21 protein-coding genes and 1 pseudogene are annotated in these 21,340 nt (G+C 71.8%); 11 read left to right on the forward strand and 11 right to left on the reverse strand.

The annotated features are described in order from the left end of the window. The first annotated feature begins 48 nt into the window (after positions 1-48). Together recA and recX are read left to right on the forward strand one after the other, a co-directional pair. Positions 49-1,176 (forward strand): recombinase RecA, encoded by a 1,128-nt coding sequence (gene recA / locus EAO73_RS11545; RefSeq protein ID WP_147971272.1) that lies wholly within the window; start codon positions 49-51, stop codon positions 1,174-1,176. 4 nt (positions 1,177-1,180) lie between these two features. Then, a complete protein-coding gene (gene recX / locus EAO73_RS11550; protein WP_147971273.1) occupies positions 1,181-1,822 on the forward strand; it encodes a recombination regulator RecX in 642 nt (213 codons plus the stop codon). A gap of 44 nt (positions 1,823-1,866) precedes the next feature. On the opposite strand, the pseudogene EAO73_RS11555 reads toward recX, so the two are convergent. Beyond that, a pseudogene (locus EAO73_RS11555) lies at positions 1,867-2,489 on the reverse strand (hypothetical protein). A 353-nt stretch (positions 2,490-2,842) separates the two neighbouring features. Here EAO73_RS11555 and EAO73_RS11560 point away from each other — a divergent pair. Next, complete coding sequence (locus EAO73_RS11560) at positions 2,843-3,496, forward strand: ArsR/SmtB family transcription factor (RefSeq protein WP_147971274.1); 654 nt, start codon at positions 2,843-2,845, stop codon at positions 3,494-3,496. Beyond that, positions 3,493-6,039, forward strand: a complete 2,547-nt coding sequence (locus tag EAO73_RS11565) for an FtsX-like permease family protein (RefSeq protein ID WP_147971275.1) — start codon at positions 3,493-3,495, stop codon at positions 6,037-6,039. The genes EAO73_RS11560 and EAO73_RS11565 overlap by 4 nt, the downstream gene beginning before the upstream one ends. 42 nt (positions 6,040-6,081) lie before the next feature. Here EAO73_RS11565 and EAO73_RS11570 read toward each other — a convergent pair whose 3' ends face one another. The 8 genes from EAO73_RS11570 to EAO73_RS11600 all read right to left on the reverse strand — a co-directional run bounded on the left by EAO73_RS11570 (position 6,082) and on the right by EAO73_RS11600 (position 12,397). Beyond that, the gene (locus tag EAO73_RS11570; protein ID WP_147971276.1) at positions 6,082-6,492 is read right to left on the reverse strand and encodes a rhodanese-like domain-containing protein; all 411 of its coding nucleotides are present in this window, start codon (positions 6,490-6,492) and stop codon (positions 6,082-6,084) included. Beyond that, positions 6,489-6,998, reverse strand: coding sequence for a cysteine dioxygenase (locus tag EAO73_RS11575; RefSeq protein WP_147971522.1), 510 nt, complete (start codon positions 6,996-6,998; stop codon positions 6,489-6,491). Before EAO73_RS11575 ends, EAO73_RS11570 begins: the two co-directional genes overlap by 4 nt. Before the next feature lie 110 nt (positions 6,999-7,108). After that, positions 7,109-7,195, reverse strand: a complete 87-nt coding sequence (locus tag EAO73_RS37290) for a putative leader peptide (protein WP_311307652.1) — start codon at positions 7,193-7,195, stop codon at positions 7,109-7,111. Positions 7,196-7,227: 32 nt separating this feature from the next. Next, positions 7,228-8,844, reverse strand: a complete 1,617-nt coding sequence (locus EAO73_RS11580) for an FAD-dependent monooxygenase (RefSeq protein WP_147971277.1) — start codon at positions 8,842-8,844, stop codon at positions 7,228-7,230. Positions 8,845-9,047: 203 nt separating this feature from the next. After that, positions 9,048-9,959 carry an amino acid ABC transporter permease gene (locus tag EAO73_RS11585; protein WP_147971278.1) on the reverse strand — a complete coding sequence of 304 codons (912 nt, stop codon included), beginning with the start codon at positions 9,957-9,959 and terminating at the stop codon, positions 9,048-9,050. After that, the gene (locus EAO73_RS11590) at positions 9,956-10,624 is read right to left on the reverse strand and encodes an amino acid ABC transporter permease (protein ID WP_147971279.1); all 669 of its coding nucleotides are present in this window, start codon (positions 10,622-10,624) and stop codon (positions 9,956-9,958) included. The genes EAO73_RS11585 and EAO73_RS11590 overlap by 4 nt, the downstream gene beginning before the upstream one ends. A 75-nt stretch (positions 10,625-10,699) precedes the next feature. Then, positions 10,700-11,539 carry a glutamate ABC transporter substrate-binding protein gene (locus EAO73_RS11595; RefSeq protein ID WP_147971280.1) on the reverse strand — a complete coding sequence of 280 codons (840 nt, stop codon included), beginning with the start codon at positions 11,537-11,539 and terminating at the stop codon, positions 10,700-10,702. 69 nt (positions 11,540-11,608) lie between these two features. Further along, on the reverse strand, positions 11,609-12,397 hold the full coding sequence (locus EAO73_RS11600) for an amino acid ABC transporter ATP-binding protein (RefSeq protein WP_147971281.1): 789 nt from the start codon (positions 12,395-12,397) through the stop codon (positions 11,609-11,611). A gap of 325 nt (positions 12,398-12,722) precedes the next feature. On the opposite strand from EAO73_RS11600, the gene EAO73_RS11605 reads away from it, so the two are divergent. Beyond that, positions 12,723-13,415 carry a response regulator transcription factor gene (locus EAO73_RS11605; protein WP_147971282.1) on the forward strand — a complete coding sequence of 231 codons (693 nt, stop codon included), beginning with the start codon at positions 12,723-12,725 and terminating at the stop codon, positions 13,413-13,415. Positions 13,416-13,430: 15 nt separating this feature from the next. After that, complete coding sequence (locus EAO73_RS11610; RefSeq protein WP_147971283.1) at positions 13,431-14,825, forward strand: sensor histidine kinase; 1,395 nt, start codon at positions 13,431-13,433, stop codon at positions 14,823-14,825. A 21-nt stretch (positions 14,826-14,846) separates the two neighbouring features. Here the strand turns inward: EAO73_RS11610 and EAO73_RS11615 are convergent, their stop codons facing one another. Further along, positions 14,847-15,845 carry a TAXI family TRAP transporter solute-binding subunit gene (locus EAO73_RS11615; protein ID WP_147971284.1) on the reverse strand — a complete coding sequence of 333 codons (999 nt, stop codon included), beginning with the start codon at positions 15,843-15,845 and terminating at the stop codon, positions 14,847-14,849. Between the two features lie 123 nt (positions 15,846-15,968). Here EAO73_RS11615 and miaB point away from each other — a divergent pair, with 123 nt between their 5' ends. Continuing rightward, positions 15,969-17,489 (forward strand): tRNA (N6-isopentenyl adenosine(37)-C2)-methylthiotransferase MiaB, encoded by a 1,521-nt coding sequence (gene miaB, locus EAO73_RS11620; RefSeq protein ID WP_191133994.1) that lies wholly within the window; start codon positions 15,969-15,971, stop codon positions 17,487-17,489. Between the two features lie 71 nt (positions 17,490-17,560). Then, entirely contained in the window at positions 17,561-18,274 is a 714-nt protein-coding gene (locus EAO73_RS11625) for a class III extradiol dioxygenase subunit B-like domain-containing protein (protein ID WP_147971285.1), read from the forward strand. A 62-nt stretch (positions 18,275-18,336) separates the two neighbouring features. Here the strand turns inward: EAO73_RS11625 and EAO73_RS11630 are convergent, their stop codons facing one another. Next, entirely contained in the window at positions 18,337-18,597 is a 261-nt protein-coding gene (locus tag EAO73_RS11630) for an antitoxin (RefSeq protein ID WP_147971286.1), read from the reverse strand. Between the two features lie 145 nt (positions 18,598-18,742). On the opposite strand from EAO73_RS11630, the gene miaA reads away from it, so the two are divergent. The 3 genes from miaA (at position 18,743) to dapF (ending at position 21,206) form a co-directional block, all read left to right on the forward strand. Continuing rightward, the gene (gene miaA, locus EAO73_RS11635; RefSeq protein ID WP_147971287.1) at positions 18,743-19,681 is read left to right on the forward strand and encodes a tRNA (adenosine(37)-N6)-dimethylallyltransferase MiaA; all 939 of its coding nucleotides are present in this window, start codon (positions 18,743-18,745) and stop codon (positions 19,679-19,681) included. Positions 19,682-19,785: 104 nt separating this feature from the next. Beyond that, the gene (locus EAO73_RS11640; RefSeq protein ID WP_147971524.1) at positions 19,786-20,238 is read left to right on the forward strand and encodes a hypothetical protein; all 453 of its coding nucleotides are present in this window, start codon (positions 19,786-19,788) and stop codon (positions 20,236-20,238) included. Between the two features lie 95 nt (positions 20,239-20,333). Next, positions 20,334-21,206: a diaminopimelate epimerase gene (gene dapF, locus EAO73_RS11645; RefSeq protein WP_147971288.1), complete on the forward strand. Its 873-nt coding sequence runs from the start codon at positions 20,334-20,336 to the stop codon at positions 21,204-21,206. The last annotated feature ends 134 nt before the right edge of the window (positions 21,207-21,340 follow it).

Genomic DNA, 21,340 nt, shown 5'->3' on the forward strand with positions numbered 1-21,340 from the left:
AGCGTCTTTGACGTGAAGCGATCGACTCAAGCAAATCGGGTGGAACCCATGGCAGGAACCGACCGCGAGAAGGCGCTGGACGCCGCACTCGCACAGATTGAACGGCAATTCGGCAAGGGCGCGGTGATGCGCCTCGGCGAGCGGCCGAACGAGCCCATCGAGGTGATTCCCACCGGGTCCACCGCGCTCGACGTCGCGCTCGGCGTCGGCGGCCTGCCGCGCGGCCGTGTGGTGGAGGTGTACGGACCGGAGTCCTCCGGTAAGACGACGCTGACGCTGCACGCGGTGGCGAACGCACAGCGGCTCGGCGGCTCGGTGGCCTTCATCGACGCGGAGCACGCCCTCGACCCCGAGTACGCGAAGAAGCTCGGCGTCGACATCGACAGCCTCATCCTGTCCCAGCCGGACAACGGTGAGCAGGCCCTCGAGATCGTCGACATGCTGGTCCGCTCGGGCGCCCTCGACCTGATCGTCATCGACTCCGTCGCGGCCCTGGTGCCGCGCGCGGAGATCGAGGGCGAGATGGGCGACTCGCACGTGGGTCTCCAGGCCCGTCTGATGAGCCAGGCGCTCCGGAAGATCACCAGCGCGCTCAACCAGTCCAAGACCACCGCGATCTTCATCAACCAGCTCCGCGAGAAGATCGGTGTGATGTTCGGCTCGCCGGAGACCACCACCGGTGGCCGCGCGCTCAAGTTCTACGCCTCGGTGCGCCTCGACATCCGCCGCATCGAGACGCTCAAGGACGGCACCGACGCGGTCGGCAACCGCACCCGCGTCAAGGTCGTGAAGAACAAGGTCGCGCCGCCCTTCAAGCAGGCCGAGTTCGACATCCTCTACGGCCAGGGCATCAGCCGCGAGGGCGGTCTGATCGACATGGGCGTGGAGCACGGCTTCGTCCGCAAGGCCGGCGCCTGGTACACGTACGAGGGCGACCAGCTCGGCCAGGGCAAGGAGAACGCCCGCAACTTCCTCAAGGACAATCCCGACCTCGCCAACGAGATCGAGAAGAAGATCCTGGTGAAGCTGGGCGTCGGGGTCCAGCCCGAGGACGCCTCCGCCGAGACCGGTGCGGACGCGGCGGGCGCGGCGGCTCCGGCCGAGGGTGCGGCGAAGCCGGCGACGGCCGCTGCCGGCAAGAGCAAGCCGGCCAAGGCGGCCGCGGCCAAGAGCTGAGCCCGTGACGCGTCGTACGGAATGGCCGGACAGCGCCGCCGACCCCGGCGGGGCCTCCGGACCCGGTGAGGGAACGGGACGCCGATCCCGCTCCCGGTCCAGTGACAGCGGTTCCCCCTCCTCGTCGAGGGCCGAGAAGGGGGAACCGCGCGACCCCGTCGAGCGGGCACGCAACATCTGCCTGCGCCTGCTCACCGGCACACCGCGCACCCGTAAACAGCTCGCGGACGCCCTGCGCAAGCGGGAGATCCCGGACGAGGCGGCCGAGGAGGTGCTGTCCCGCTTCGAGGACGTCGGGCTCATCGACGACGCGGCGTTCGCCGACGCCTGGGTGGAGTCCCGGCACCACGGCCGCGGGCTCGCCCGCCGCGCGCTGGTCCGCGAGCTGCGGACCAAGGGCGTGGACGCGGCGGTCATCGACGAAGCCGTCGGGCAGCTCGACTCCGAGCAGGAGGAGGAGACCGCGCGGGAGCTCGTGGCCCGCAAGCTCCGGCCCACCCGGGGCCTGGACCGCGACAAACGGCTGCGCCGCCTCGCGGGCATGCTCGCCCGCAAGGGGTACGGCGAGGGGATGGCCCTGCGCGTGGTGCGCCGGGCGCTGGAGGAAGAGGGGGAGGACACGGAAGGGCTGGACGAGCGCTTCTGACGAGCCCTTGTGACGGCGCCGGAACGTCGTGGAAGCGGCGGCCGTTACTGGCCCGCGCGGGCCGCGCGGGCGATGGTGGCATCGACCAGGGCGAGGGCGTCCGCGGCAGTGCGCCCCGGGTAGCGGTTCCACGGGCCGATCAGCCCGGTCCAGCCCTGGGAGCGCAGTTCGGCGATGAGCCAGGCGCCGGCCCGGTCGACCGTGTCCGCCGAGCCGTAGCCCAGGCGGTGCGCGGTGAGCATGGCACCGCAGACGCAGCGTGCGCCCCGCACATCGCGCAGCCGGTACGGGGTGTTCTGCCAGCCCCACTCCGTGAGGATCTGCCGGGCATGGGCGAGGTGGACGGACGGCCGCACCTCGGGCTGCCCGATGCGCCGCCAGGTGTGGAGCCGGTCGGGCAGCATCGCACCGATGCGCCCGGGGAGCGGACGCGTACGCGGTGCGGCGGGGGGCAGCGCGCGGACCGTGTCGGCGATCAGCTGGTCCACCGGCACGGAGAGCAGCGCGCGCCAGTCGCCGGGGGGCGCCGTCTGCGGGGCGACGGCTCGGGGGCGGCGGCCGGGGCGGTCAGATCCCAGCCGGTGACGAACTGCTGCCAGGCGTCCGTGTCGTGGAGGCGTACGGCCTGGGCGTCGAGTTCCTCGGGGGTGAGGGCGGTCGTCGGCATCGGTGGGTGCTCCCCGTCGTAGCGGCGGTCCGGCGCCCTGACGGCGCTTCGGCGTGCCGGCGGACGGGCCGGATGCGCCATGAGCGGCCCCGCTCGCCATGAGGCGAATGTCCGTCCGGTGACCGGATCGCTCCACCGGAGCGGTGCCATACGGGTGTGTCGCGGCGCATTCAGGTCGAGCGGGCGCCCGCCGCCGACGGGACAGGGGACGGACCCTCGATCGGCCCGCGCCCCGCCGCCGACGGGACACGGGGCCGTACGGGGGACAACCCCCGTACGGGGGACAACCCCCGTACGGAGACGCCGGAATGCTCCAGTGCACAGACATCTGTGCACAGAGCAGTGTGTGAGGCATGCCAGAGAAGCCCGGTGGAACCGAGATCTCGGAGCTGGCCGCGCTCAAGGCGCTCGCCCAGCCCCGACGCCAGCAGATCCTTCAGCACCTCACCCTGCACGGCCCGGCGACCTCCGCGATCCTCGCCCGCGCCCTGGGACTGAACACCGGCGCGACCAGTTACCACCTGCGCGAACTCGCCCGCTACGGCTTCGTGGCCGACACCGCGCCCCAGGAGCCGGCCGGGCGCCGGGCCAGGTGGTGGCGTGCTGTTCCCGGAGACCGCCGCTTCCCGCCGCCGTCCCGCCGCACGCCCGAACTGCGCCTCGTCATGGACGAGCTGAACCGGCACGCGTACGCCGCCGACCTCGCCCTCTTCGAACGCCTCCAGCGCGAGAGCGCCGACGCGGCGGAGGCCGACACCTCCGACGAGTGGGCCGACGCCTTCGCGTACTCGCGCGGTGCCCTGAGCCTCACGCTCCCCGAACTCCGCGCGTTCTTCGAGGAGTACATCGCCCTCATGAACCGCTACCGGCGCCCCGGGGCCGAGACCGCACCGGGCGCCCGGACGGTCCACACCCGCCTGCTCGCCTTCCCGGCCCCGCGCGCGGGCGCCCCCGGATCCCCCGCCTCCTCCTTCCGTACCGACCGACCAGAGACGGACGCCTCATGATGCTGCGCTATGCCCTGCGGACGATCCGGCACCGCAAGGCGGGATTCCTCGGGGCGTTCCTCGCCCTCATGTGCGCCGCCGCTCTCGTCACGGCCTGCGGCACCCTGCTGGAGACCGGTCTGCGCGGACGGATCACCACCGAGCGGTACGCGGCCACCCCGCTGATCGTCTCGGCCGACCAGAACGTCCACCGCACGACCGTCAAGCACAAGGGCAACGGCAAGACGAAGACCAAGCACAAGGCGAAGCCCGTTGCCGAGCGGGCCTGGCTGCCCGCAGCCACCACCGACCGGCTCCGCACCCTTCCCGGCGTCCGCGCGGTCGTCCCGGAACTGACCTTCCTCGCCCAGCCGCTCGGCCTCCCGGGCGACGACGGCCTCCCCTCCTACGGGCACGCCTGGTCGTCCGCCCCGCTGACCCCCTTCGCCCTGACCGCGGGCCGTGCCCCCGCCTCCGCCGACGAGGTGGTGATCGACGGGGCCCTCGCCGTGCGGGCGGACCTGGCGACGGGCGACCGGATCACCGTGCAGTCGACCCGCGCCCCGCGCACGTACCGTGTCAGCGGCATCGCGACGCCCGGGGGACGGGGCGAACTCCGGCAGCAGAGTGCACTGTTCTTCTCCGCCGCGGAGGCCGAGCGCCTGGCGGACCGTGCGGGCCAGGTCACCGCGCTCGGCGTCATGCCCCGGCCCGGCACGGATCCCGGCACGCTGAAGCAGCGGGTCGAGGCCGCGCTCGACGGCACCACCGCCCAGGTGGCCACGGGCGACGGACGCGGACCGGTCGAGTTCCTCGACGCCGCGGGCGCCCGGGTCAAGTTGGTCTCGATGGGCGGGGCCATGGGCGGCACCTCACTGCTGGTCGCCGTGCTCGTCGTCGTCGGGACGTTCGCGCTCTCCATCCAGCAGCGCCACCGCGAGCTGGCCCTGCTCCGTACCATCGCCGCCACCTCGCGGCAGATCCGCCGGCTGCTCGGCCGCGAGGCCCTGGTCGTCGGGGCCTTCGCCGGGATCCTGGGCGCGCTCGCCGGACTGCCGCTCGCCGCGTGGCTGCACGGCCGGTTCGTCGCCATGGGCGTGGTCCCGCCGACCCTGGAGCGGACCGTCGGGGTCTTTCCCGCCGTCGCCGCTCTTGCCCTCACTCTGCTCGGTGCCTGGGCCGCCGCCCGGATCTCCGGCCGCCGGATCGCCGGGCTGCGTCCGGCCGAGGCGATGGCCGAGTCCGCGGCCGAGCGCCACCGTCCGGCACTGGGCCGCACCCTCGTGGGGCTGCTCCTGCTCGCCGGCGGTGGTGCGCTGGTCGGTGTCCTGAGCATGCTGCACACCGAGGCCGCCTCGACGCCCGTCACCTTCCTGGCGGTGGTGGTGCTGGCCACGGCGGTCTCGCTGCTGGGCCCCTTCCTCGTCCGGGCCGCCGCCTTCCTGATGGCGGGCGTGCTCCGGCGGACCGGCCCGATGAGCACCCTGGCCACCGCGAACCTCCGCGGGAACTCCACCCGGATGGCCTCCGTCGTCACCCCGCTCACCCTGCTCATCGGCATGACCTGCACGGTTCTCTTCCTCCAGCCGACCGTCGGCGATGCCGCGCGCGCCCAGGCCAGGGAGGGCACCCGCGCCACCTGGGTGCTCGGCGCGCGGGGCCCGGGTGTCCCCTCGGCCGCCACCGAGGCGGTCCGTGCGACCCCCGGCGTCACCGCGGCGACGGAGGTGGTCCGTACCTCCGTGCGGGTCGGGCTGGAGAAGTACGCCGCGCAGGGCGTCACCGGGGCGGGCCTCACCCGCACCTGGGACCCGGACGTGACGAGCGGTTCCCTCGCCGCGTTCGCCGCGAACGGGCGGTCCGCCGCGATCAGCGAGCTGGCCGCCGACCGCCTCGGACTGCGTCCCGGCGGCGAACTGAAGCTGCACCTCGGCGACGGCACCCCCGCCACCCTCACCGTCGCCGCTGTCTACCGCCGGGGCCTCGGCTTCGGTGACCTGACCCTGCCGCACGACCTGGTCGCACGGCACATGGACAACCCGCTGGCCACGACGGTCCTGGTGGCCGGCAAGGCATCCGAGGGCCAACTGTCCGCCTCGGTCGAGAAGTTCCCCGGCGTCACGGTCGTCGCCCCTGCCGTCGCCGACCGGCTCCAGGCGGACCGGCAGCAGGAGAACGCCGAGGTCAACCTGCTCGCCATGGGGCTCGTCCTCGCCTTCACCGCCATCGCCGTCGTCAACACGCTGGCCATGTCCGTCTCCGAGCGGTTCCGCGAGTTCGCCCTCCTGCGGCTCGCCGGCGCCACCCGCCGCCAGGTGCTGCGGATGCTCCGGACCGAGACCCTGTCGGTCCTGGTCATCGCCACCGCTCTCGGCACCGGCATCGCGCTCGCCGTGCTGACCGCCTTCAGCATCGGGATGACGGGCACCGCCGCGCCCGGCGTCCTGCCGCTCGTGTACGGGACCGTGGTGGGCGTCGCCGCCCTGCTCGCCCTGACCGCGACGGCGCTGCCCGGCCGGTTCGCGCTGCGGACCCGGCCGGTGGAGGTGGCCGCCGGGCGGTGACGGGAAGACGGGTGAGGGGACGGCGGAGGCCGCCCCCTCACCTCACGCTTCGACCGGGAGACCCGCCGCACGCCAGGCCTGGAAGCCACCGTCCAGGTCCGTCGCCCGGTGGAGCCCGAGCCGGTGCAGGGATTCGGCGGCCAGGCTGGACGCGTACCCCTCGTTGCAGATCACCACCACCCGGATCCCGTGGTCCACAGCCTCCGGGACACGGTGGCTTCCCCGCGGATCCAGCCGCCACTCCAGCTCGTTGCGCTCGACGACCAGCGCCCCCGGGATCAGACCGTCCCGCTCGCGCAGCTCCGCGTACCGGATGTCCACGAGCAGGGCGCCCTCGGTGGCCGCGGCCCACGCCTCCTGCGGGCCGAGCCGTTCGTAGCCGGATCTGACCCGCTCCAGCAGCTCGTCGATCCCGGGCGGGGTGTCGTCGCCTTCGTGCGGTCCGTGGCTCACTGCCAGTCCTCCGGTCCCTCGGTCTGCTCCAGGCGGAGGACCGCACCGGTGCGGCTGTAGCGCCGGATGCGCGGCAGCGGCGGGTAGTACGCGTGCACGGAGACGGCGTGCTCCGTGGCGGACTCGTTCAGCACCTCGTGGACGTGGTGACGGCCGAAGGCCCTGCCCCTGCCAGGCGTCAGTTCCCGGGTCCGGTCGATGTCCTCGGCCAGCTCCAGGGACTTCCAGCCGTCGGTGGGCAGCCGGGCGGCCAGGGAGTGCTCCCTCAGCGTGCCGGCCGCGGTGAGGAAGGCGCCGACCGAGTCGGCGTGGTCGTGCCAGCCGGTGCCGGTGCCCGGCGGCCAGCCGATCAGCCAGGCCTCGCTGCCGCCGGGCCCGTCGAGCCGGATCCAGGTCCGGCCCTCGGGGTCGAGGGGAAGGGAGGCGATGAGTGCGGTGTCCTCGGCGGTCCGACGGACGAATTCGAGCAGTTCCGCGGCGGTCGGAGCCGGGGCGGAGGTGCGCATGGGCACGGGAACAACGGGGAACGAAGAGGCAGACACGGAGACCGTCCTGAGAGTTCGCGCGGACGCCCCGACGTACGGCACAGCGCACGGCGAGGGCAGGAGAAGGCGATTCAGCAGGACGGACGACACACGCAGCCCGCATAGCGGAGCAGGTCCATATGGACCCTCCGCCACAGGCGCACATCGGTGTCGGTCATGACCCGGAGTAGACCATGCGCGCCAGCGAGGGTCAATTGACGTCTGCGGTCCGGTCGGCGCGCTCGGATGCCCGGGGCGCGCCGCCGCGCGCCGCCTCCGCCGCCGCGAACAGCTCCGCCGGACGCACCCCGCCGAACGCCTCGACGAGATGCCCGTCCGGCCTGACCAGCAGAACCGTGTGCGCGGAGGCTCCCGGATAGTTCTCGGCCACCAGCAGTTCCGCCTTCACCGGCAGTGCCGTCACGGCCTCCGCCAGACGGGGCATCACTCCGGCGCGCATCCAGTGGCGCCGGTCCCATACTCCGGTTCCCGGCGCGACGAGCACCACCAGCAACTGCCCCTGGCCCAGCCGCTCCCGCAGCCGCGCCGTGGTGCCGTCGGGTGCCGTGACCCGTACATCGGCCACCGGCGCACCGGGGGGCGTACCCACCGAGGTGTGCGCCTCGGCGCGCGGGGGCGCAAGGGGGGACAGCGCGTAGGAAGGGGGCGCACCGAGGGGGCCGCAGCCCAGATGCCCGTCCATGAGCAGCGAGTCGTGCCCCCGTGCGCTCCCCGGTACGAGCGTCCGCAGACCTCCGCCGCCCCGCAGTATCGGCAGCGACTGGTCGGCCGCGCGCAGCCGCGAGGCGACGGCGGCCCGGCGCTCGGCCTGGTAGCTGTCGAGAAGCGCGCCGGACGCCCCGTGGTGCCAGGCCAGGGCCAGCTTCCACGCCAGGTTCTCGGCGTCCCGCAGCCCCTCGTCGAGCCCCTGGGTGCCCAGGGCGCCCAGCAGATGGGCGGCGTCCCCGGCCAGGAAGGACCGCTTCACCCGCCAACGGCGTGCCAGTCGGTGGTGGAGCGTGTAGACCCCGGTGTCCAGCAGCTCGTACGGGGGAGTCTCGCCGCACCAGCCGGCCAGGGTGTCCCGGACCCGCGTGACCAGCGCGTCCGGCGTGACCAGTTCCCCGCGCGCGGGCAGCAGCCAGTCCAGCCGCCACACATCGCCGGGCAGCGGGCGCGCGGTGACCTCGGCGCCTCCGGTGCGCCACGGCGGCGAGCGGTGCAGTACTGCCTCGCCGGGCCAGGGCAGTTCGGTGCGCAGTGCGGCCACGGCGTGCCGTTCCACCGCCGTACGCCCGGGAAACCTGATGTCGAGGAGCTTGCGCACGGTGGACCGGGCGCCGTCGCAGCCGACCAGGTAACTCCCGCGCCACCAGGTCGAACCGGGCTCCCTGGTGTGCACGGTGACGCCTGCCGGGTCCTGCTCCAGTGTGTCGATGCGGCTGGGCCCGGCCGTCTGCACCAGCTCCTGGGCGGCCACCGCGTCCCGCAGGCTCCGCACCAGAGCGTGCTGCGGTACGTGCACGGGGGCGGCCGGCATACCGCTGCCCGGGGACGGCTCCTCGCCCAGTGGCAGCTCGCGCACCAGTTGCCTGCGTCGCACGGACCGCCAGCCGGTCCAGCGCAGCCCCTCGTCCTGCAGCGCCTTGCAGCCCAGCCGCTCCAGGAAGGCCGCGGTGTCCTCGCGCAGGACGGCCGTGCGGGCGGGGCGTGTCTCGTCCTTGGCGGGGTCCTCGTCGAGCAGGACGGATGGGACGCCCTGAGCGGCGAGGGCGAGCGACAGTGCCAGGCCGACCGGCCCGGCACCGACGACGATCACCGGGTCCACGACGCGTCCCCCGTCGAGAGGCCGGTGAAACGGAACGGAAGGTGCGCGGGCGTCGAAGGGAGTGCTGCGGCGTCGGGGACTCGGTGCGCGATCACAGAACGTATGCAACCTACTGCCGGTGCTTGCGTCAAGCGACGCCGGAACGCGGCGAGGGGCGGTGGCAGGTGTGCCACCGCCCCTCGCGGGCGTCGTACGACGAGCCGTCAGGCGGCGCTTCCGTCGTCCAGCTTGAGCGACGGCGCACCGATCGTCGCCGGCTCGCCCCCCGGGCCGGTGCCCACGACCGCGCCCGTGCTCTTCTTCCCGCGCCGGAGCCACCGCTCCAGCCAGCTCGCGAAGGACGTCAGGGCGAAGTTCAGCGCGAGGTAGACCAGCGCGACGACCGTGAAGCAGGCGATCGTGTTCGACCCGTAGTTCGCGGACATCGGCCGGACCGAGGCCAGCAGCTCCGGGTAGCTGAGCACCGCGCCACCGAGGGCGGTGTCCTTCACGATGACCACGAGCTGGCTGACGATGGCCGGCAGCATCGCGGTGACCGCCTGTGGCAGCAGCACGAAGACCATCGTCTGGCCCTTGCGCATGCCGATCGCCTTGGCCGCGTCCGTCTGCCCGCGGGGGAGCGTCAGGATGCCGGCGCGCACGATCTCGGCGAGCACCGAGGCGTTGTAGAGCACCAGGCCCGTGACGACGGCGTAGAGCAGACGCGTGTCCGGTTCGAGGTCGGTGTACTCGGAGTACATCGCGTTGGCGATGATCATCAGGAGCAGCACGGGAATGGCGCGGAAGAACTCCACGACCACGCCGCCCGGCCCGCGCACCCAGCGGTGGTCCGAGAGCCGTCCGATGCCGAACAGTGCGCCCAGCGGCAGAGCGATGATCAGGGCGAAGAACGCCGCCTTGATCGTGTTCTGGAAGCCCGGCCAGATGAACGTCTCCCAGGCCTGAGTGCCGGTGAAGAACGGCTTCCACTTGACCCAGTCGAGTTGGTGCTTGTCGGCGAGGCCGTCGTACACCCACCACAGCACCGCCGCGGCGGCCAGCACGAAGAGGACGGTGTACAGGATGTTGCGCCGCTTGGCGCGGGGCCCCTGCGCGTCGTAGAGGACGGAACTCATCGCTTCACCGCCACCTTCTTGGCGACCCAGCCGAGGATGAGGCCGGTCGGGAGGGTCAGGACGATGAAGCCGAGGATGAACACACCCGAGATCAGCAGCAGCTGGGCCTCGTTCTCGATCATTTCCTTCATCAGGTACGAGGCTTCCGCGACCCCGATCGCCGCAGCGACGGTGGTGTTCTTCGTCAGCGCGATGAGCACGTTGGACAGCGGGTTGACCACCGACCGGAACGCCTGCGGGAGCACGATCAGCCGCAGTACCTGGGTGAAGCTGAGCCCGAGTGCCCGTGCCGCCTCCGCCTGGCCGACAGGCACCGTGTTGATGCCTGAACGGAGGGCCTCGCACACGAACGACGCCGTGTAGGCGGTGAAGGCGAGCACCGCGAGCCGGAAGTTGATGACCTTGAAGTCGCCGCCGCCCCCGAGTGTGATCTGAAGGGTCTGGAAGAGGCCCAGCGAGGCGAAGACGATGATCACGGTCAGCGGAATGTTCCGGACCACATTCACGTAGACGGTCGCGAAACCGCGCATCAGGGGGACCGGGCTGACCTTCATGCCGGCCAGCAGCGTTCCCCATATGAGGGAGCCGAGGGCGGAGAACACGGTGAGCTTCACCGTGACCCAGAAGGCCCCCAGCAGGTCGTAACCATCAAGAAAGTCGAACACGATCTCCCGCGCTTCCGCGTGTAGGAGGGCACGGCGCGCCGCCGTTCAGCGGCGGCGCGCCCGGTCAGCCCTGCTTCACTTGACGACGTTGCCGATCTTCGGGGCCTTCTCGTTCTTGTAGCCGGCCGGACCGAAGTTCGCGTCCACGGCCTTCTGCCACGAGCCGTCCGAGACCATCTTGGTCAGCGCGTCGTTGATCTTCTTCTTGAGGTCGGCGTCGCCCTTCTTGAGGCCGATGCCGTAGTTCTCGTTGGTCATCTTGAAGCCGGCCAGCTTGAACTTGCCCTTGTTGGCGTCCTGCGAGGCGTAGCCGGCCAGGATGCTGTCATCCGTGGTCAGAGCGTCGACGGCCTTGTTCTCCAGGCCGGTCAGGCACTCGGAGTAGCCGCCGTACTCCTGCAGCTGCGCCTTCGGGGCCAGCTTGTCCTTGACGTTCTGCGCCGAGGTCGAGCCGGTGACCGAGCAGAGCTTCTTGTTGTTCAGGTCCTCGGGCTTCGTGATCGAGTTGTCGTCCGCGCGGACCAGGATGTCCTGGTGGGCGAGGAGGTACGGGCCTGCGAAGTCGACCTTCTGCAGGCGCTCGTCGTTGATCGAGTAGGAGGCGACGATGAACTTCACGTCACCACGGGAGATCGCCGTCTCGCGGTCGGCGCTCTTCGTCTCCTTGAACTCGATGTTCTTGGCGTCGTAGCCGAGTTCCTTGGCGACGTACGTGGCGACGTCGACGTCGAAGCCGGTGTACTTGCCGTTCGGCGTCTTCAGGCCGATACCCGGCTGGTCGATCTTGATCCCGATGGTGATCTTCTTGCCGCCGCCCGAAGCCGAGTCGTCCTTGTCGTCGGACCCACAGGCGGTGGCGGTCAGGGCGAGGGCGAGCACGGCGGCCGAGGCGGCGGTGACCTTACGAAGCTGCATGGTGAAATTCCCTAGAGTTGGCGCGAAGTGAGTGATCAGCGGATACGGGAGCCGGTGCCGCGGGCTCCGTCAGTGGTGAAGGATCTTCGACAGGAAGTCCTTGGCCCGGTCACTGCGCGGGTTGCTGAAGAACTGGTCGGGCGTGGCCTCTTCGACGATCTTTCCGTCCGCCATGAAGACGACCCGGTTCGCCGCGGAGCGCGCGAAGCCCATCTCGTGGGTGACGACGACCATCGTCATGCCCTCGCGGGCGAGCTGCTGCATGACCTCCAGCACCTCGTTGATCATCTCCGGGTCGAGGGCCGAGGTCGGCTCGTCGAAGAGCATGACCTTCGGGTCCATCGCCAGGGCGCGGGCGATCGCCACACGCTGCTGCTGGCCGCCGGAGAGCTGGGAGGGGTACTTGTCGGCCTGGGTCCCGACGCCCACCCGGTCGAGCAGCGAACGCGCCTTGTCCTCGGCCGCCTTCTTGTCCGTCTTGCGGACCTTCAGCTGCCCGAGCATCACGTTCTCGAGGACCGTCTTGTGGGCGAACAGGTTGAACGACTGGAAGACCATGCCGACATCGGCACGCAGCCGGGCCAGCTCCTTGCCCTCAGCGGGCAGCGGCTTCCCGTCGATCGTGATCGCACCCGAGTCGATCGTCTCCAGGCGGTTGATCGTGCGGCACAGCGTGGACTTCCCGGACCCGGACGGCCCGATGACGACCACGACCTCGCCGCGGGCGATCGTCAGGTCGATGTCCTGGAGCACATGCAGCGCGCCGAAGTGCTTGTTGACGTTGCTCAGCACCACCAGATCGCCACCGGGCGCGGGTGCAGCGTCCTCGGCGCCCTTGGTCACTGAAACTCCGCTCATCGGCTTCTTGCTCCGTCCTCCTCGGTTGGGAAGGACCCTAGTGACGCAGTGCTACCAGCGTCATTACATCTGAGCGGAAATTGAGCATAACGATCCGGCGGCAACCGGACACTCCGTGTGAACGGGACGTCACGCCTGCCGCATCGGGCGTACCGGGTGCATAACGGAAACCCGGTTACATCGGACAGGCCCTTGACTGTCCACCCGCGATCGGCGTGGATTCCCTGGTACACCCCTACGTGAAACACCCCGGAACGGGGAAGTGACCGGGGGCGTACGCGACCGTTCGGACCGACCGCCGACACACCACTGCCAGAGGGGGGCCATGAGACTGCTGCTCGTCGAGGACGACAACCACGTCGCCGCCGCCCTGTCCGCGATCCTCGCCCGGCACGGCTTCCAGGTGGTCCACGCCCGCAGCGGCGACGAGGCCCTGCAGGCGCTCCTGCCCACCGACACCGAGCCCTTCGGCGTCGTGCTGCTCGATCTCGGGCTGCCCGACCAGGACGGCTACGAGGTGTGCGGCAAGATCCGCAAGCGCAGTTCCGTACCGGTGATCATGGTGACCGCCCGTGCCGACGTGCGCTCGCGCATCCACGGACTCAACCTGGGCGCCGACGACTACGTGACCAAGCCGTACGACACCGGCGAACTGCTGGCCCGTATCCATGCGGTCAGCCGGCGCAAGGCGAGCAACGAGGACACCGTGTCGACGCCCGTCGCGGCACTGCGCCTGGGGCACGTGCAGATCGAGCTGCCGACCCGCCGGGTGAGCGTCGACGGCAGCGAAGTGCAGCTCACCCGCAAGGAGTTCGATCTGCTCGCCCTGCTCGCCCAGCGGCCCGGCGTGGTCTTCCGCCGTGAACAGATCATCAGCGAGGTGTGGCGCACCAGCTGGGAGGGAACGGGGCGCACGCTGGAGGTGCACGTCGCCTCGCTCCGTTCCAAGCTGCGGCTGCCCGCACTGATCGAGACGGTGCGCGGGGTCGGCTACCGCCTCGTCTCCCCGTCCGCGTAGAGGCGTACGTCCCCGGTGCGTACCCGGCTGCTCCCGCTGCTCATCGTCCTGATGGCGAGTGTCCTGCTCGCCCTCGGCTTCCCGCTGGCCGTCAGCGTGGCCGCCGCCGAGCAGCAGCGCGTCGTGATCGACCGCATCGACGACACGGCACGCTTCGCCGCGCTCGCCCAGTTCATCACCGAGCGCACCACCGGCTACGACGAACGGCGCCGTACCCTCCAGACCGAGCTGGAAACGTACAACTCGGTGTACGGCATCCGGGCCGGTGTCTTCTACCGCGACGACTCCGCCATGGCGAAGGCCCCGGCCTCCTGGCGGCTGCCCGCCGAGGGGGAGGGTCGTGCCGCGTTCAGCGAGGCGCTGCTCGGCCGCCGCAGCCACGACCCGCCGCAGGTCTGGCCCTGGCAGGACGGGCGCGTGGTCGTCGCCTCGCCCGTCGTGCGCGACGGCGACGTCATCGCCGTCGTCGTCATCGACTCGCCGACCGGCCAGATGCGCGGCGACACGATCCGGGGCTGGCTGCTGATCGCGGCGGGCGAGGCGGTCGCCATGCTGGTGGCCGTCGGCGCCGCGATCCGCCTCACCGGCTGGGTCCTGCTGCCGGTCAAGACGCTGGACGCGGCCGCCCACGACATCGCCAGCGGCCGGATGCGCTCCCGGGTCGCGGCGTCCGGCGGGCCCCCGGAACTCAGGCGGCTGGCCCGCTCGTTCAACGAGATGGCCGACAACGTCGAGGACGTGCTGGAGCAGCAGCGCGCCTTCGTCGCCGACGCCTCCCACCAGTTGCGCAACCCGCTGGCCGCCCTGCTCCTGCGCATCGAACTCCTCGCCCTCGAACTCCCCGAGGGCAACGAGGAGATCGCCTCCGTGCGCACCGAGGGCCGGCGCCTCGGCCAGGTCCTCGACGACCTCCTCGACCTCGCGCTCGCCGAGCACGCCGAGAGCGACCTCCGGCTCACCGACATCGGGGCGCTCACCGCGGAACGGGTCGCGTCCTGGCGGCCGGTGGCGGAGGAGAAGGGCGTACTGCTCCGGGCCGAGGGACCGCCCGCCGTCACCGCCTGGGCGGACCCCATCGCCCTGTCCAGTGCGCTGGACGCCATCATCGACAACGCCCTCAAGTTCACCCCGGCCGGCGAGGAGGTCCGCGTCACGGTCGCCTCCGGCGGCCGGGACGTCACGGTCGTCGTCGCGGACGGCGGCCCCGGCCTCACCGAGCAGGAACTCGAACGGGTCGGCGACCGCTTCTGGCGCAGCTCCCAGCACCAGAACATCCGGGGCTCTGGCCTCGGCCTCTCCATCTCCCAGGCGCTCCTGGCGGCGGGCGGCGGCTCGCTCTCGTACGCGCGCAAGGAGCCGTACGGACTGAGCGTGACGGTCTCCGTGCCCCGCCACGACCCGAAGAGCTGAAGCGCGCCCCCAGTTGTCGCCCTACGGCTTGACCGAGCGGTAGTAGCGTTTCGCCCCTTCGTGCAGCGGGAGCGGGTCCGTGTAGATGGCCGTGCGCAGGTCCACGAGCTGCGCCGCGTGCACCTCGCGCCCGATGCGGTCGCGGCTGTCGATCACGGTCCGGGTGAACGCCTCGGTCATCGCCGCATCCGTGCGGTCCGTGGTGACCAGCACATTGGCGACCGCCACCGTGGGGACGGCCTGGCCCTGCTGCGCGTTGCGGTAGGCGTCGGCGGGCATCACGGCCGAGCGGTAGTAGCGCGTGGAGCCGCCCGCCGCCTGGAGCTGCTTGATCAGCGGCTCCTCCAGCGGGACCAGCCGGATCGAGAACCGGTCCGCCAGATCGGCCACCGCCGTCGTGGGCAGCCCGCCGGACCAGAAGAACGCGTCGAGCTTCCCCTCCTCCAGCAGCTTCGGCATGGTGTCGATGCCGACCGGGAACGGCGTGACGTCGTTGACGGGGTCGAGGCCGGCGGCCGTCATCAGCCGGTCGGCGACCAGCTTCACACCGGACCCCGGCTGCCCCACAGCGACCTTCCTGCCCCGCAGGTCCGCCACGCTTTGGATGTCCGAGTCCCGCTTCACGATCAGCTGTATGTAGTCGTCGTACAGCCGGACACAGCCGCGCAGCCGCTGGTAGCCGGGCTTGCGGGCGCGCAGATAGGTGGCGACGGCGTCGGTGGTGGCGATGGTGAAGTCCGCCTTGCCCGCCGCGACCCTGGCGAGGTTCTGCTGCGAGCCCTCGCTCGTCTGGAGCTTTATCGACACATGGGGCAGATCCTTGGCCAGGGCAGCCTCCAACCGCACCCCGTACCGCTGGTAGACGCCGCTGCGCACCCCGGTGCTGAACGACAGGGTGCCGGTGGGCGTCGGGTCGCCGAGGGGGAGGAACCACCACAGCAGCATCCCGAGCACGACGGTGAGGGCGGCGCCCGCCCGCAGCGAGCGACGCCGGCCGATTCGGGACAGGACCGGGAGCATGGCGGCGATCCTGCCAGGTGGTTCCCCGCCGTGGCCAGGGGCGCCGGCGGATCGCCCGCCCGGTGCGGGGTACCCCACACTGCCCGAGACGGAGAGGGTCCGGGCAGCGCCTACCCTTGTCGCATGAGCAGTGGCAACCGGAGCGAAGCAGTGGACGTCAGAAAAAGCTATGAGGTGCGCACCTACGGGTGCCAGATGAACGTCCACGACTCCGAGCGCTTGTCGGGGCTCCTGGAGGACGCCGGATACGTCCGCGCGCCCGAGGGCTCCGACGGCGACGCCGACGTCGTCGTCTTCAACACCTGCGCGGTCCGTGAGAACGCCGACAACAAGCTCTACGGCAACCTCGGCCGGCTCGCCCCGATGAAGACCAAGCGTCCCGGAATGCAGATCGCGGTCGGCGGCTGCCTCGCCCAGAAGGACCGCGACACCATCGTGCGGCGGGCGCCCTGGGTGGACGTCGTCTTCGGTACGCACAACATCGGCAAGCTGCCGGTGCTGCTGGAGCGCGCCCGTATCCAGGAGGAGGCGCAGGTCGAGATCGCCGAATCCCTGGAGGCCTTCCCCTCCACGCTGCCCACCCGCCGCGAGTCCGCGTACGCCGCGTGGGTCTCCATCTCCGTGGGCTGCAACAACACCTGCACCTTCTGCATCGTTCCGGCCCTGCGCGGGAAGGAGAAGGACCGCCGCACCGGCGACATCCTCGCCGAGATCGAGGCCCTGGTCGCCGAGGGCGTCTCGGAGATCACCCTGCTCGGCCAGAACGTCAACGCCTACGGCTCCGACATCGGCGACCGCGAGGCCTTCTCCAAGCTGCTGCGCGCCTGCGGGAAGATCGAGGGCCTGGAGCGCGTCCGCTTCACCTCGCCGCACCCGCGCGACTTCACCGACGACGTCATCGCCGCCATGGCCGAGACGCCGAACGTGATGCCGCAGCTGCACATGCCGATGCAGTCCGGTTCGGACACGGTCCTCAAGGCGATGCGCCGCTCCTACCGGCAGGAACGCTTCCTCGGGATCATCGAGAAGGTCCGCGCCGCGATGCCCGACGCCGCGATCTCCACCGACATCATCGTCGGCTTCCCCGGTGAGACCGAGGAGGACTTCGAACAGACCATGCACGCGGTCCGCGAGGCGCGCTTCGCGAACGCCTTCACCTTCCAGTACTCCAAGCGGCCCGGCACGCCCGCCGCCGACATGGAGGGGCAGATCCCCAAGGAGGTCGTCCAGGAGCGCTACATGCGCCTGTCCGCCCTCCAGGAGGAGATCTCCTGGGAGGAGAACAAGAAGCAGGTCGGCCGCACCCTGGACGTCATGGTCGCCGAGGGCGAGGGCCGCAAGGACGGCGCCACCCACCGGCTCTCCGGCCGCGCCCCCGACAACCGCCTGGTCCACTTCACCAAGCCGGACCAGGACGTGCGCCCCGGCGACGTGGTGACCGTCGAGATCACCTATGCCGCCCCGCACCACCTGCTCGCCGAGGGCGTCCCGCTCGCGGTGCGCCGGACCCGCTCGGGCGACGCCTGGGAGAAGCGCAACGCCGCCGCTGCCGCCAAGCCGGCCGGCGTCATGCTCGGCCTGCCCGGCATCGGCGCCCCCGCGCCCCTGCCGGCGGCGGCCGCCCCGGGCTGCGGCTGCGACTGACGCACGGAGCGGGGGCGGGGCCGGCCCTGTACGCGTAGGCGTGCTCGGCGGGCCGCAGTACGCTGCCGACCATGCTTGTCGCCGCCGCTGTCTGCCCCTGCCCGCCGCTGCTCGTCCCCGACGTGGCCGCCGGTGCCGCGCCCGAGCTGGACGCCGCCAGGACGGCGTGCGCCGACGCCCTGGGCGTCCTCGCGCCCTCCCGGCCGGATCTGCTCGTGGTGATCGGTCCGGCCGGCCCGGCGGGTCACGGCACCCACCCGGAGGGCGCCGTCGGAGATTTCCGAGAGTTCGGCGTCGGTCTGGAGGTCCGGCTCGGCCGGGACCGGGGAACGCCCGCCGGGCGCCCGCTCCCACCCTCGCTCGCCGTGGGCGCCTGGCTGCTGGCCCGTACGGGCTGGACGGGCGCCCCCGTCGAGGGCCTGGGCGTGGAGGAGACGCTGGAGACCGCACGCTGTACGGAGACGGGGCGGGAGCTGGCCGGCCGGGCGGACCGGGTCGCGCTGCTGGTGATGGGCGACGGCAGTGCCTGCCGCACCCTGAAGGCCCCGGGATACCTGGACGAGCGCGCCGCGGCGTTCGACGCGGAGGCCGCTCGGGCCCTGGGCGCCGCCGACCCGGAGGCGCTGACTGCGCTGGACGCGTCGCTCGCGTACGCACTCAAGGCCGCGGGCCGTGCGCCCTGGCAGGTGCTCGCGGGGGCGGCGGACGGCGCCGGTCCGGCCGGACGGCTGCTGTACGAGGACGCGCCGTACGGAGTCGGCTACCTGGTCGCCGCCTGGTCCTGAGGACCGCGGGACGCGCGAAGGGCCCCGAAGCGCAACGCTTCGGGGCCCTTCGCCGCTCGCTGTCAGGCGGCGGGCGGCGGTGTGGTGCCGCCCGCGGGCGGCTGCGTGCCGCCGTCCTTGTGCGCCAGCTTGTCCACCGCGTCCTTGGCCTTCTGCCGGCCGGTCACGATCTTGTCGCTGTATTTGCCCTTGGTCTTCTCGTCCACCGTCCGGGCGGCCTTCTCCAGGCCCTGGTCGATCTTGTCCCCGTGCTGCTGCGCGAGGTCGCTGACCTTCTCCTTCGCCGGGGCCAGCTTCGCCTTCACATTGTCCATGAAGCCCATCGGGCACCTTCTCCGCTCGGAAACTGTGAGAAATAACCCATATGTACAACCACTGTACGGGGAAGACCGCACTGTCGCGTCACCTTCCCCGTCCGGGCTTCCCTCATTCGGGATACGCGGCGCAGGTTTGAGGGAGACTGAGCCGGTGACAAGCTCAGCTCCCGCACCTCGGGTCATCACCGTCGTCGGCCCCACCGCAGCAGGCAAGTCCGACCTGGGGGTGTACCTCGCCCAACGGCTCGACGGCGAGGTGATCAACGCCGACTCCATGCAGCTCTACCGGGGGATGGACATCGGCACAGCCAAGCTCACGCTCGCCGAGCGCGCGGCCGTCCCGCACCGGCTGCTGGACATCTGGGACGTCACCGAGACCGCCAGCGTCGCCGAGTACCAGCGTCTCGCCCGCGCCGAGATCGACCGGCTGCTCGCCGAGGGCCGCACCCCGATCCTGGTCGGCGGCTCCGGCCTGTACGTGAAGGGCGCGATCGACGCCCTCGAGTTCCCCGGCACGGACCCCGGAGTCCGGGCCGCGCTGGAGGCGGAGCTGGCCGAGCACGGCTCCGGGGCCCTGCACGCGCGGCTCGCCGCCGCCGACCCCGAGGCCGGCCGCGCGATCCTGCCGAGCAACGGCCGGCGCATCGTCCGGGCCCTGGAGGTCATCGAGATCACCGGCAAGCCCTTCACCGCGAACCTCCCCGGCGACGACGCGGTGTACGACGCCGTCCAGATCGGCGTCGACGTGGCCCGCCCCGAACTCGACGAGCGCATCGCCCTGCGCGTCGACCGCATGTGGGAGGCCGGACTCGTGGACGAGGTGCGCGCCCTGGAGGCGCAGGGGCTGCGCGAAGGGCGTACCGCCTCCCGCGCGCTGGGCTACCAGCAGGTGCTCTCCGCGCTCGTCGGCGAGTGCACCGAGGACCAGGCGCGCGCCGAGACCGTGCGCGCCACCAAACGCTTCGCGCGCCGTCAGGACTCCTGGTTCCGCCGCGACCCGCGCGTCCAGTGGCTGAGCGGCGCCGTGGAACACCGCGGGGAACTCCCGCGCCAGGCGCTGGCGTTGGTCGAACGGGCGGTTACAGCCTGATCACGTGATGGCATCGGGACGCTCCGCCCGTCATTTCGGCGACCCCGGCCGTGCCATCATCGAGCATCGATCGACTGGAGTCCGAGTTGGGAGGGCGCGTGGCGATGGAGGCCGGCCCTCGCGACACGGAACAGGACGCGCCGGAACACGGCGCACCGGGCGCCGGGCCCGAGGCGGGGAGCCTCAGCCCGGACGGGCCCGACGAGCTCGACGTGACCCCCGAGGTCGAGGTCGAACTGCGTCCCGCCCGCAGGCTGCGCATCTGGCAGCTGGCGCCCATCGTCACGCTCGCCGCGGTGGGATCGCTGATGTTCGCCTTCCCCCTCGCCTTCGAGTTCGGCGACGGTGGCGCGGTCGTGGCCATGCTGGGCCTCCTGATCAGCTGCTGTGCCGCCGGGTGGTCCATGATGGCCGCCCGCCGCGTCGGCCACACCTGGCCGGGACTGCCGTCCAGGGCTTCGTCCCAGCGCCCCGACTGGCGCGTGGTGGCGCTCTACGCCGGGGTCTGCGCCGTGCTCGTCGCGCTCGCCGTCTGGCGCGTGGCGCGGCTGCGCTGACCTGCGGGAGCCGCGGGGCCGAGGCGCGGTCCGGGCCGCTGTCCGCACGGTGGGCCGTTTTTCCCGCCGTCGGAGCCGCCTCGTACAGTTGATCCGTGACCACCTCGCAGATCAGCTTCCTCAAGGGCCACGGCACCGAGAACGACTTCGTGATCGTTCCCGACCCGGACAACGCCGTCGCCCTGCCCGCTCCCGTTGTCGCGCGGCTCTGCGACCGCCGCGCCGGCATCGGCGGCGACGGTCTGCTGCACGTCGTGCGGTCCGCGGCGCACCCCGAGGCGCGGGACATGGCGCAGGACGCCGAGTGGTTCATGGACTACCGGAACTCCGACGGCTCCGTCGCCGAGATGTGCGGCAACGGCGTACGGGTCTTCGCGCGCTACCTCCAGCGCGCCGGTCTCGTCGAGGAGGGCGACCTCGCGGTCGCCACCCGGGGCGGCGTGAAGCAGGTCCACCTCGCCAAGAACGGCGACGTCACCGTCTCCATGGGCCGCGCCCTGCTCCCCGCCGACGGCGTCACCGTCACCGTCGGCGGCCGTGACTGGCACGCCCGCAACGTCAACATGGGCAACCCGCACGCGGTGGCGTTCGTCGACGACCTGGCGCACGCCGGTGATCTGTTCACCGAACCCGCCTTCGCGCCGGCCGCCGTCTACCCCGACGGGGTCAACATCGAGTTCGTCGTGGACCGCGGCCCCCGCCACGTCGCCATGCGGGTCCACGAGCGCGGCTCCGGCGAGACCCGCTCCTGCGGGACCGGAGCCTGCGCGGTGGCCGTCGCGGCGGCCCGCCGGGACGGGGCCGACCCCGCGAGGACCGGCGAGCCGGCCACGTACACCGTCGATCTGCCGGGTGGCAGCCTCGTCATCACCGAGCGTCCGGACGGCGGGATCGAGATGACCGGACCGGCCGTCATCGTCGCCGAGGGCAAGATCGATCCGGCCTGGCTCGAAACGCTGAACGGGTAACTCATCGCTCGAATGGGTGATCCGTTTCACGCTGGGCGAGAGCGGGACTCCGCCACGTGGTGGGCTCGGTAGCATCAAGCACCGGCCCGGAGGCGCGCCGCACCTCCCCACCGCCGGTCGACGTCGCCGGAGGT

The organism is Streptomyces sp. col6, assembly GCF_008042035.1.
Classification (GTDB): domain Bacteria; phylum Actinomycetota; class Actinomycetes; order Streptomycetales; family Streptomycetaceae; genus Streptomyces.